General features: G+C 60.9%; 13 protein-coding genes and 1 tRNA gene. 11 read left to right on the forward strand and 3 right to left on the reverse strand.

Annotation, left to right across the window (positions count from 1 at the left end; all coding sequences use genetic code 11):
• From murA to EOA85_RS14985, 11 genes are all read left to right on the forward strand, one after another.
• Positions 1 to 968: UDP-N-acetylglucosamine 1-carboxyvinyltransferase (gene murA / locus EOA85_RS14935; protein ID WP_127209982.1), on the forward strand; the 968-nt coding region annotated here is incomplete at its 5' end.
• A gap of 169 nt (positions 969 to 1,137) precedes the next feature.
• Positions 1,138 to 1,569, forward strand: a complete 432-nt coding sequence (locus EOA85_RS14940; protein ID WP_065009241.1) for a DUF2948 family protein — start codon at positions 1,138 to 1,140, stop codon at positions 1,567 to 1,569.
• A 9-nt stretch (positions 1,570 to 1,578) separates the two neighbouring features.
• Complete coding sequence (gene hisD, locus EOA85_RS14945) at positions 1,579 to 2,871, forward strand: histidinol dehydrogenase (RefSeq protein WP_127209984.1); 1,293 nt, start codon at positions 1,579 to 1,581, stop codon at positions 2,869 to 2,871.
• 6 nt (positions 2,872 to 2,877) lie between these two features.
• Positions 2,878 to 3,363 (forward strand): UPF0262 family protein, encoded by a 486-nt coding sequence (locus EOA85_RS14950; RefSeq protein WP_029348511.1) that lies wholly within the window; start codon positions 2,878 to 2,880, stop codon positions 3,361 to 3,363.
• A 1-nt stretch (position 3,364) separates the two neighbouring features.
• The gene (locus EOA85_RS14955) at positions 3,365 to 3,832 is read left to right on the forward strand and encodes a low molecular weight phosphatase family protein (protein WP_277569143.1); all 468 of its coding nucleotides are present in this window, start codon (positions 3,365 to 3,367) and stop codon (positions 3,830 to 3,832) included.
• Between the two features lie 85 nt (positions 3,833 to 3,917).
• Entirely contained in the window at positions 3,918 to 4,136 is a 219-nt protein-coding gene (gene infA / locus EOA85_RS14960; protein ID WP_006200926.1) for a translation initiation factor IF-1, read from the forward strand.
• A 27-nt stretch (positions 4,137 to 4,163) separates the two neighbouring features.
• Positions 4,164 to 4,790 carry a Maf-like protein gene (locus EOA85_RS14965; protein ID WP_029348516.1) on the forward strand — a complete coding sequence of 209 codons (627 nt, stop codon included), beginning with the start codon at positions 4,164 to 4,166 and terminating at the stop codon, positions 4,788 to 4,790.
• Positions 4,791 to 4,803: 13 nt separating this feature from the next.
• Positions 4,804 to 5,001, forward strand: a complete 198-nt coding sequence (yacG, locus tag EOA85_RS14970; protein WP_029348517.1) for a DNA gyrase inhibitor YacG — start codon at positions 4,804 to 4,806, stop codon at positions 4,999 to 5,001.
• Positions 5,002 to 5,214: 213 nt separating this feature from the next.
• Positions 5,215 to 5,290, forward strand: a tRNA-Phe gene (locus tag EOA85_RS14975).
• Between the two features lie 212 nt (positions 5,291 to 5,502).
• Positions 5,503 to 6,693: an integrase arm-type DNA-binding domain-containing protein gene (locus tag EOA85_RS14980; RefSeq protein ID WP_127209986.1), complete on the forward strand. Its 1,191-nt coding sequence runs from the start codon at positions 5,503 to 5,505 to the stop codon at positions 6,691 to 6,693.
• Positions 6,694 to 7,077: 384 nt separating this feature from the next.
• A complete protein-coding gene (locus EOA85_RS14985; protein WP_127209988.1) occupies positions 7,078 to 7,566 on the forward strand; it encodes a hypothetical protein in 489 nt (162 codons plus the stop codon).
• A gap of 98 nt (positions 7,567 to 7,664) precedes the next feature.
• Here the strand turns inward: EOA85_RS14985 and EOA85_RS14990 are convergent, their stop codons facing one another.
• From EOA85_RS14990 to EOA85_RS15000, 3 genes are read right to left on the reverse strand one after another with little or no spacing between them, the layout of a single operon-like run.
• A complete protein-coding gene (locus EOA85_RS14990) occupies positions 7,665 to 9,602 on the reverse strand; it encodes a DUF3732 domain-containing protein (protein ID WP_127209990.1) in 1,938 nt (645 codons plus the stop codon).
• A complete protein-coding gene (locus EOA85_RS14995) occupies positions 9,599 to 10,087 on the reverse strand; it encodes a three component ABC system middle component (protein ID WP_127209992.1) in 489 nt (162 codons plus the stop codon). The genes EOA85_RS14990 and EOA85_RS14995 overlap by 4 nt, the downstream gene beginning before the upstream one ends.
• On the reverse strand, positions 10,087 to 11,292 hold the full coding sequence (locus tag EOA85_RS15000) for an ABC-three component system protein (RefSeq protein WP_127209994.1): 1,206 nt from the start codon (positions 11,290 to 11,292) through the stop codon (positions 10,087 to 10,089). Before EOA85_RS15000 ends, EOA85_RS14995 begins: the two co-directional genes overlap by 1 nt.
• Positions 11,293 to 11,548 lie beyond the last annotated feature (256 nt).

The following is an 11,548-nucleotide window of genomic DNA, read 5'->3' on the forward strand; positions in this document are numbered from 1 at the left end:
GCCCGCTGCTTGCCCGCATGGGCGAGGCCAAGGTGTCGCTGCCTGGCGGCTGCGCCATCGGCACGCGCCCGGTCGATCTTTTCCTGGAAGGCCTTCAGGTGCTCGGCGCCGATATCGACGTCGACACCGGTTATGTCATCGCCAAGACCAGGAACGGCCGTCTTGTCGGCAACCGCTACGTCTTCCCGAAAGTGTCGGTCGGCGCCACCCATGTGCTTGTCATGGCGGCGTCGCTGGCCAATGGCGAGACGGTGCTCGAAAACGCCGCCCGCGAGCCCGAGATCGTCAACCTCGCCGAATGCCTCAACGCCATGGGCGCCAAGATTTATGGCGCCGGCACCGAGACCATCACCATCGACGGCGTCGAAGCGCTGTCGGGCGCGCGCGTCCGGGTGATACCCGACCGCATCGAGACCGGCACCTATGCGATGGCCGTCGCCATGACCGGCGGCGACGTCATGCTCGAAGGCGCGCGGGCTGACCTGTTGCAGACCGCGCTCGACGTGATTTCCCAGACCGGCGCCGAGATCACGCAGACCAATTCCGGCATCCGCGTCAGGCGCAACGGCGCCGGCATTGCGCCGGTCGACGTGACGACAGCGCCCTTCCCGGCGTTCCCGACCGACCTGCAGGCGCAGTTCATGGGCCTGATGACGATGGCCAAGGGCAAGTCGCGCATCACTGAGACGATCTTCGAAAACCGCTTCATGCACGTGCAGGAGCTTGCCCGGCTCGGCGCCCACATAACACTGTCCGGCCAGACGGCGATCGTCGACGGCGTTTCGAAGCTGAAGGGCGCGCCGGTCATGGCGACCGATCTTCGCGCTTCGGTGTCGCTGGTCATCGCCGGCCTGGCGGCCGAAGGCGAGACCACGGTCAATCGGGTCTACCATCTCGACCGCGGCTTCGAGCGGCTGGAAGAAAAGCTGTCCGGCTGCGGCGCGGTGATCGAGCGGATTTCGGCTTAGGCAATCGGGATTCCAGGGCTTCAGTATTTGATCTTGGCGCGGTTGCACGGATCGCCAAAACCGGCTGGATTCCTGTCTGGAGCACGACGTTTTCCAAAAACCGGTTTCCACTTTTTGGGTTCATGCTCTAACAGAGGGCTGAAAACCAACCTTCAGGTGTGAAATCCGCATGGCTCTCAAGCTTGTCGCGCTCGACGATCAGGATCTGAGCATCGTTTCGGCCCATGTCCAGGACGCCGTGCTGAAGGTCGGCGACCTCGAATACATGCCGGCGGCCAAGCGCTTCGTGATGACGATGAACCGCTTCGTCTGGGAGGCGAAAACGGGCCTGTTCCGCCAGCACAATGAGCGGCGGCAAAGCGTGCTGCATTTCGACCGTGTGCTGGGCGCCAAAACCAGCGGCATTGCCCGCGACAAGCCGGACGAGGTGCTGTCGCTGCTGGCGATCAGCTTCGTCGCCCTCGACAAGCCGGCCGGCATTGTCGAGCTGATCTTTTCAGGCGGCGGCGCGATCATGCTCGATGTCGAGTGCATCGAGGCGCGGCTCGCTGACATCGGCGGCGCCTGGGAGGCGACGTCGCGCCCCTTCCACAGAGCCTGAGTACACAAGATGGCCATCACCCTTCGTCTGTCCGATGCCGATTTCGAGCAGCGTTTTGCCGCGTTCCTTTTGACCAAGCGGGAGGTCTCGGCGGACGTCGACGCCGTGGTGCGCGCGATCATCGCGCGGGTGCGCGCCGAGGGCGACGCGGCGCTCATCGAGTATACGCAGAAATTCGAGCAGGCCGATCTGAAAGGCCTCGGCATGGCCGTGTCGCAAGAGGACATCGCCAAGGCCTATGATGCGGCCGACCCGCAGACGATCGAGGCGCTTAAATTCGCCCGTGACCGGATCCGTTCCCATCACGAGCGGCAGCGGCCGAAGGACGACCGCTACACGGACGCTGCCGGCGTCGAGCTCGGCTCGCGCTGGACGGCGATCGAGGCGGTCGGGCTCTATGTGCCGGGCGGCACGGCGAGCTATCCAAGCTCGGTGCTGATGAGCGCCGTGCCGGCCAAGGTCGCCGGCGTCGAGCGTATCGTCATGGCGGTGCCGGCGCCCTACGGCATCATCAATCCGCTGGTGCTGGTGGCGGCGGATCTGACCGGCATATCCGAAATCTACCGCGTCGGCGGCGCCCAGGCGGTCGCGGCGCTGGCCTATGGCACCGAGACGATAAAGCCGGTCGCCAAGATCGTCGGCCCCGGCAATGCCTATGTCGCCGCGGCCAAGCGCCAGGTGTTCGGCACGGTCGGCATCGACATGATCGCCGGGCCTTCGGAAGTGCTTGTCGTGGCAGACGGCAGCAACGATCCGGACTGGATCGCCGCCGACCTGCTTGCCCAAGCCGAGCATGACGTGTCGGCGCAGTCGATCCTGATCACCGACGATCCCGCCTTCGGCGCGGCGGTCGGACAGGCGGTCGAACGCCAGTTGCAGAGCCTGCCGCGCGGGGAGACGGCGGCGGCGAGCTGGCGCGACTTCGGCGCCGTCATCCTTGTTCCCCAAATCGAGGCAGCACTGCCGCTGGTCGACCGCATCGCGGCCGAACATGTCGAGCTTGCCATCGACGAGCCAGAAGCCTTCCTGGCGCGGATGCGCAATGCCGGTGCCGTCTTTCTCGGCCGTCACACGCCGGAAGCCATCGGCGACTATGTCGGCGGCTCCAACCACGTGCTGCCGACGGCGCGCTCGGCGCGCTTCTCGTCCGGTCTTTCGGTGCTCGATTTCATCAAGCGCACCTCGATCCTGAAGCTCGGGCCGGAGCAGTTGCGGGCGCTGGCGCCGGCGGCCATCGCGCTGGCCAAGGCGGAAGGCCTCGACGCGCATGGACGCTCCGTCGCCATCCGGCTGAACATGTAGACTGACATGTCGGACTACGATCGAACCTATGCCAAGCTGATCGATGTCGAACTCGATGAATCGATCGGCCGTTCGACGCCCGATGTCGAGCATGAGCGGGCGGTGGCGATCTTCGACTTGATCGAGGAAAACAGCTTCCAGCCGGTCAATGACGACGGCGCGGGGCCTTATCGGCTAAAACTGTCGCTGGCCGAATCCCGCCTGGTCTTCGCAGTGACGCGCGAGGACGGCGCTGCCGTGGTCACCCACATCCTGTCGCTGACGCCGCTCAGGCGCATCGTCAAGGACTATTACATGATCTGCGAAAGCTATTACGACGCCATCCGCACCTCGACCCCCAGCCAGATCGAGGCGATCGACATGGGCCGGCGCGGGCTGCACAATGAGGGCTCACAGACCTTGATGGACCGGCTGGCCGGCAAGATCGAAATCGATTTCGACACGGCGCGCCGGCTGTTCACGCTGGTCTGCGTGCTGCACTGGCGAGGCTGAACTGCCAGCCCCTCTGCCCCGCTCGATCCTGCCCCGCTCGATCCTGTTTGTCTGCGGCATGAACGCGGTGCGCTCGCCGATGGCCGAACTGCTGGCGCGCCAGGTGCTTCCGGCCACCACCTTCGTGGCGTCGGCCGGGGTGCGCGGCGGCGAACGCGACCCGTTCGTCGACGCCGTGCTGGCCGAGGACGGGCTTTCCCTGGGTGAACGGCACCCGAGGACACTGGACGATCTCGAGGACGACTATTTCGATCTGATCGTCACACTGTCGCCGGAAGCGCATCACACCGCGCTCGAGCTTACCCGCTCGCTTGCCGTCGATGTCGAATATTGGCCGATGCCGGACCCGACTGGCGTCAGCGGCACGCGTGAGCAGATCATGGCCGCCTATCGCGAGGTGCGCGAACGGCTAAGGGCGCGAATCGGCCACCGTTTCCTAGAGCCGGAAGCAAAAAACGGCGCTGATTAAGCGTTCACAAGCGCACGATTATCATATAGGTTCCGCGCAAATTCCGGCCGGGGCGCTGGGAATCCCATCCAAGCAAAGGTATCGAATGCCGAAGGAAGAAGTCCTCGAGTTTCCGGGTGTCGTGACGGAATTGTTGCCCAACGCGATGTTCAGGGTGAAGCTCGAAAACGAACACGAAATCATCGCCCACACGGCCGGCCGCATGCGCAAGAACCGCATCCGCGTGCTCACCGGCGACAAGGTCCTGGTCGAGATGACACCCTACGACCTGACCAAGGGCCGCATCACCTACCGTTTCAAGTAAAATCGTCAGAGTTCGGCCGGGATCGCGATGAGCATTTTGCAGAAGCTCGTGCTTGCCTCGGGTTCGCCGCGCCGGATCGAACTGTTGCAGCAGGCCGGCATTGAGCCGGATCGCGTGCTGCCGGCCGGTGTCGACGAGACGCCGCTGCGCGCCGAGCATCCGCGTTCGCTGGCCAAGCGCCTGTCGAAGGAAAAGGCCGAGAAGGCACTGGCCTCGCTGCAGGCGGAAGAGGACTATGTGCCCAGCTTCGTGCTGGCCGCCGACACAGTGGTCGCAGTCGGCCGGCGCATCCTGCCCAAGGCCGAAACGTTCGACGACGTCGCCAATTGCCTCGGCCTGCTGTCCGGCCGTTCGCACCGGGTCTATTCCGGCATCTGCCTGATCACGCCGGGCGGCAAGCTGCGCCAGCGGCTGGTCGAGACCAGGGTGCGTTTCAAGCGGCTGCCGCGCGCCGAGATCGACGCCTATGTCGCCTCGGGAGAATGGCGCGGCAAGGCCGGCGGCTATGCCGTTCAGGGGCTGGCCGGCGCTTTCGTGGTCAAGCTTGTCGGCTCCTACACCAACGTCGTCGGCCTGCCGCTCTACGAGACGGTGGCGCTGCTGACCGGCGAGGGTTTCAAGGTGCATGCCAAATGGCAGTCAGCTCGGCCATGAGTTCGGGGCGGTCATGAGCTCGGACGACAAGGTCACGCCGCTGCGCCCCAAGCGGCCCTGCCCCGAATGCGGAAAGCCGTCGGCGCGTGAGACCTACCCGTTCTGCTCGGTGCGCTGCAAAGAGATCGACCTCAACCGCTGGCTCAAGGGCGCCTACGTCATTCCGGCCCGCGACGACGAGGACGAACCGGACAACGACCCTGCCAAATGAGGGACCCTGCCAAATGAGGCTGTTCAGAGCAGCCTGCGGGCCTCGACCGCGTCCCATGAATCCGCCTATCGGGCAACTGCTCGTTTCCCGCTTGAAATCAACGCTTAAGCGCTGGACAGGCCGGATTCCCGTGCTATAACCCACGCGCTTTCAAGGAGCGCCTGCGGCGCTTTCGAGAAATCCGGCGTGCAGAACTGCCCGCGTGCCGGACAGGCCCAGATAGCTCAGTTGGTAGAGCAGCGGACTGAAAATCCGCGTGTCGGTGGTTCGAATCCGCCTCTGGGCACCATCCCCTCTTCTCCCGACACTTCCTTTCATCGCAGCTTCTACGCTCCAGGCTCTTTAGACCCTTGGAATCGCAGCTCTTTTTCGCACTGAGGGCGCACGAGAGCGCGTTTCACGGAGTCTCGGCGTATTTGGTCCAACGAGGCGGAGGGGTGGTATTTTCGTTGGTATTGGACATCCTGATGGTATCGAAGCCGCCAATGGGAGGTTCCAAAAATGGCCCTTTCTGACGTGAAATGCAGAAACGCACGATCCTCTTCAAAACTCTTGAAACTGTCTGACGGAGGTGGGCTCCAGCTCTGGGTGCAGCCCACTGGATCCCGCCTATGGCGTCTCGCCTATCGTTTCGACGGCAAGCAGAAGCTCCTGGCCTTGGGCAGCTATCCACTCGTTTCGCTGGCCGAGGCGCGCCAAGCGCGCGACGACGCCAAACGTCTCTTACGAACTGGGATCGACCCTGCGCAGGACCGCAAATCGCGAAAGGCTGGTTCGGCGGAGGACACGTTTCGTTCAATCGCGGAGGAGTATGTAGACAAGCTGAAGAAAGAGGGACGTGCCGACCGGACAATCACCAAGGTCAAATGGCTGCTCGATTTCGCCTATCCCACGTGTGGCGGCAAATGCATCCGGGAACTTGATGCCGCCGATATTCTTGCCGCTCTTCGCACCGTGGAGGTCCGCGGTCGATACGAGTCGGCCAGACGACTGCGCTCGACGATTGGCAGCGTCTTTCGATATGCCATCGCGACCGCACGCGCGGACACAGACCCAACGTCCGCGCTAAGGGGTGCGCTCATCAGGCCAACGGTGACGCCACGTGCCGCCATTACTGATCCGAAGGCATTGGGCGGTTTGCTCCGTGCAATCGAGTCATTTGACGGGCAGCCCGCAACCCGAGCGGCTCTGAAGCTAATGGCGCTGCTGTTTCCCCGTCCCGGTGAGCTTCGCGCCGCTGAATGGGACGAGTTCGATTTCAAAAGTTCGGTGTGGACCATTCCGGAAGCACGAATGAAAATGCGACGACCGCAGCGCGTGCCTCTTTCAAGGCAGGCAGTGTGTATCCTGGCGGAGCTTAGAAAAATTTCCGAGATCGGCACGCTGCTGTTTCCAAGTGTGCGATCGGCTGCCCGCCCGATTTCCGACAATACACTTAACGCCGCCCTGCGTCGCATGGGGTATAGCAAGAATGAAGCAACGGCCCATGGCTTCCGAGCAACGGCATCAACTCTGCTAAACGAATGCGGCAAGTGGCATCCAGACGCCGTAGAGCGACAGCTTGCTCACATTGAAAATAATAACGTTCGGCGCGCCTATGCCCGGGCGGAGCATTGGGAAGAACGTGCCAGGATGATGCAGTGGTGGGCAGATTATCTGGAAAAAATTGAGAACGCAGGAAGGCGCGGGTAAACTCGATCTACTATGCGGGCAGCGATTGTCCTTCTGGGGTGCTCTGAGATCGCCAGACATAATATCGGGTGGCCTACGCGGCTCTATACTGACCTTGGCCCCTAACACTTCACGGCTTTTCGCCTTGCGCCTTATTCAACAGGCTTCGGGACGCGCCTGTCTTATTGCCTCGCGGAATGCGTTTCTTGTGGAGACACTGAATGATGAAAGCGACCAAAAAGATTTCAAGGCGGCGGAGGTCGAAACCCATGAATTCGTCTGCCGGTCGCCATTCAAGCTGCGAAGTTGCCGGCAGCCACCGGCAAGCTGTGAATAAATATGAGTTGTTCTTGACTTGTTCTATAAGCGCCAGTCACTTAGCGTTCTAATTTGCGGGAGCGGTTGATGAGCAATTTGGAACTACGCGAGTTTCACTCTTTCCTTGAACGGTTAATCGAGAATTCGTCTCGGGAACAGCGCTTTTCCGTCGATAAGATCGTTAACACGGTTCTTAGTGAACATCCTCAGCGCCTCGAAAAGATTCAAAACCAGGTCATAGGTTTGGGTCTGCGGGCACTTATCAGAAACAACTGTCGCGCCAAAACCAGCGCCACCGACAACGGCTCCGATATGTTCGGTGATTATCGCATCGGCAAACGAGTCTCGGTGCCTTATAAGGACGGCAAGGGCAAGCTACGCTGGGACAAGAAGCGGCGCGGCGAACTGACTTTCGACGATTTCGACGAGATTATCGCACGCTGGGATGATCGCCCCGCCCGGCAGTCTCAGGATAGGAGAGAATTCGAGGACATAGCCAAAAGGATTCGACCGTATCGTGACCAGGCACGAACTGTTGGCGAAGCCCTCGGGTTGGCTGCGCGCGACAGTCTATGAGCGCTAGCGAGGCTCCTGACGGGCACCTAGTTTAGCGGCAGCTGGTACCTAATTCCGAACTTCCGTGAACACTTCATTCGGTAATTCTCCTCATGTTGTCAGTTCCGATTAGGCCAGTCGGAAGGTATGAGCTTCACGCCCGATGCTTTTGTCCATCGACCCTTGACCGCCGCGACATATTCCGGATCCTCTTCGATGTAGGCGTGCTCGATCAGGATGACCTGAAGTCCGGCCCTGCGCGCGGTTTCTTCGAAAAGGAACCGGACTATTTTCTGCATCGCAACTTGGTCGTCGTCCTTTTCCATTTCCTTTAGTCGCTTCTCATCCCCACCCTTGGGGTAGTAGGGGCGGCTGATCTGATCAATTACGAGAAGGCCCGGGACGGGCGCGCGCATAGTCTCGAAGAGCTTCTGGAGAGAGAACGACAGCGCGAGGTGCATCGCGAGATAGTTCTGGTCCGAACCGACCTCCGCCATCGCGAGTACCGCTCGTCGCGTCGGCTCGATAAGCGAAAGGCTGGGCGCGGACGAGAAAACGACGCGCGCGCCGGTGGCCGGCACCTCTGTGGGAAGGTCTGCCAACATGTCCGTCGCAAAGTTGCTCACCATGTTTTCGGCGTCGCGCAGACGCTCTCGCCGCGCCTGTGGATCCACTTGGTCCCTGAGATTTTCGATCTCGGATTCAAGCGAGGCTGTATTCGTCGAAGATATCTCGTAGTCTCTAGCGGTAGTCTCCAGAAATTGGTCGATGCGTCCTACTACCCTCGCACGTTCCTGCAGGAGCGATGCTGCGCCTGCGGATTCCTCCTCGACCCGGAGCAGCCCGCTGAGTTGGGCCTCGACCTCCCTGAGGCGGCCGGATCTTGAACCGATCTGGTTTTCGACGTGGCCGGAATGGTCGTCAAGGCGAGGGCGCATAACGTCGACCGCAAGGACTTCGTGCGCCACGATTGTCAAGGAGTTTTGGATCTGCTCTGCCATAGCCAGACCCGCTGCATTTTCCGCATCGCACACGGGGCAGCGCCCGTCGCCCAGCTTGAGGTGCTCGACCAGCTTGAGTTTGTGAGACTGTCCCGACACCGCAGTGCCGTAGCCCGCCGCTTCACGAATGGTTCGCCTCAGCATCTGCCGCTTTTCGCGCAGTGTCTGTAGTTCGGACACGAGCTGCCTTCGCTCCTCCTCCAATACGGCGCGCGTTTCGCTGTCCCCGGAAGCGGGCGTCAAGACGCCGTTCTCGGCGACGCCCCTCAGCTGATCGAGCAGGAGCTGGTCGGATGCGTCTGACGAAGGTAGCTCGGCGATGAGACCGATGCCTTCGGCCTGGGTGAGAAGGGCTATGGAACGCTGCGTCAGAAGACCTTGGCTTCGCTCCTGGGCTTTGGCTTCCCGTTCTATCCTGCCGAGGGCAGCCTCTAGTTGGCGGAGCCTCCGTGCGGCAAGAACGCTCGTCTGATTCACCGCGCCCAAAAAGTACGGCATTGTCGCTTTGATGTCCCGCGCCTTCTCGGGGCGGTGCAAATCGTGCAACAAGGTCTCTCTGCTGATGATGATGTCGCCCGACAGGAACAGGTAGGGTGTCACGTCACGAATAGTCGCGCGTCCTTTCTCGGATTTGGCTGCGACGGCAGGATCGTCCGTATCCTGAATCCCGAACGACTTCTCGATCATCGCGCGCGCCGTATCGCGGTTCGTCGGACCTTCGAGTCCTTCGGACGTATTCGGAAGCCTTAGGTTCTTCCCGGTCCTCACGAACGTCTGGTTGGTGCCGCTCCCGGACTCCGGAATCTTTCTGCCGACGATGAGATTGCTGTCACCCAGCACCCAGTGGACGGCGACGGCCACAGCATGCCCGCGCACGAAGAACGGGAGCCGGCAATCTGTTGACCCCAGGCAGTAGTCGATAGCGTCGATGATCGCGGACTTGCCCGTCCCGGAAGCGCCCGTGATGACGTTCACCTTATCGATATCGAACTCGATCGTCCGGCGTCTGGCACCAACGCCGTAGAGTGCGATTTCACGAACGTTCCAACGGGTCACGGCGTCACTCCGAATGCTGAAAAAATAGATCCTGCCGAACCGGCCTTGCCCATCCAGCTGCCGAGCCGCTCGGCTCGTTTGATCGCCCGTTTGGGGTTCTCTGGTAAGTTGTCCACCGGCGTTGTCGAGGGCGCCCGGGGACCAGGCTCGATGGTCCCAGCATTTCCAAGAGCGAGAGCCCTTGAACAAAGACCAAACCGGATTGCGGCGGAGACGATCTCCTTCGAAGCGTCGAGACGGACGCTCAGATCGAGACGTACGTCCGGATAGCGGTTCAGCCAGGAGAGAAGACCAGTTGTGGCGGCGGTCTCCAGGAAAGACGTCTCCAGGTCATCGGACAGTGCGATAGGCAGGGCCAAGTAAGCCAATGCGAGAGTTGGTGGCTTCCCTCTCGAAGCCGCCACGTATTTCCGGCAAAAGCCGAGGAGACCGAACGTGCCGAATGCAGGGTTGGTCTCTGCGAACAGGTCATACGCAATGTTCATTACTTGAATCCCAGAAGCGCGACATAGTCGGGATGCCAGCCCACCCGGCCATCGATCGAAAGGACCTGGTAAGTGCCTCTGATGTAGCTCGGCGTGGTAACGCTCGGGGCGATGGACTCGATCTTGTCCGGCGCCTCATAATGGCTCCACTTTAGTAGCGCGCGTCCCTTCGACTGCTTCGTCTCTTCAGAGAGTCCGTTGCACTCGTGGCAAATGTCAACGTGGCGGTCGCACCATTCCTCGGCCAGACGGTCGTCGTATCTGGCAATCAGCTCCCGTCGCCAAGGATTTTCGGTCGACCAACGCGAACGGGTTTCGCGAGCCCGCCATTCGTTCGTGACGGCCCTTCTAAATTCCGCTTCGGTGCCGCCCACCAAACTTATCTGGTTCGCGACCATGGGGTGCGACTTATGGGATTCGGGAGGGAGTTCGACCGCAAAATAGTCGACGAGGGTGTCATGCTCGATGTCGGCGACGATCTCCATGTGCCGCTTCACGAGCTCAAAACGAGGGATAGCCTTGTCCCGCTTCCCGCAATGCGCATGGATGATTTGACGGTTCCACCATTCCACCATCAGGGCGGCTACCTGCGACTGATCTTTCGAGAGCACCGATGTCAGCGTTTTGGCAAGTTCGTTCTCGATTTGCCTGATGTTCTGCTGGCCGGGCATTATGCGCGCCCTCGACAGGATCTCGGCCTGGACGTCGTCGGAAAGTTTTAAGAATGCTTCGCATGCAGGAGCTCGTTTGGTGTGCGGCAGGAGCGTCCGATTAGCAGCGGCGGATGTCCTTTCCTGAATGACGCGTCGAGCTTCCTCCTTAAGTGCAGCGACGAGTTCGTCCCTGCTTTCGGTCTCGCTTAGAAGAACTTGGAGGGGGGAGTTTGGCGAAATTTCCGCGACGGTGACGAGGTGGAGCCATGTCCGGGGAAGGTCCAGGTTCGGAAGCACGTCGATCCACGCCTTTAACGTCTTCCATACATTGAGACTGGCCACCGTGATCGCGTCCGGCTTTTCGGAAAGCGAATGCTTGAGTTGCTCAAGGATCGTCTCTCCGTTCGTCTTTAGAACGACATCGTCGAGCGTTTCAAGAAAGACCACAGCGTCGTCGCTCTGTTCCTTCCACAGTCTCAGGAGAGCGTATTGCGCCTGATAGAGAAACCCCAGGGCTGAGGCGTCGGCGCTGTGCGGGTTCGGATAGTCCAATTTTCGGCCTCGCGGATAGTAAATTGTGTCGTCGGCCTGATCGCGCGTTATTTGTGATTCCAATGATCAGCGCAGGCCTTGTATGTATATTTAACGCAATCACAGCGCTCAAGGTGCAACTCACGCGTTCCTGAACTTAAGTTGGACTTTGCTATCGAGGCTCATCTATCCTAGTTTTTGACGGTCTCGTGCAGGGGGAGCGTTGCCGAGTGTCAATGGACGGGTGACAGCTCTGCACCTCCCAGTGAGTGGTATC

The sequence above is a fragment of the Mesorhizobium sp. M5C.F.Ca.IN.020.29.1.1 genome (assembly GCF_003997375.1).
Lineage (GTDB): Bacteria > Pseudomonadota > Alphaproteobacteria > Rhizobiales > Rhizobiaceae > Mesorhizobium > Mesorhizobium wenxiniae.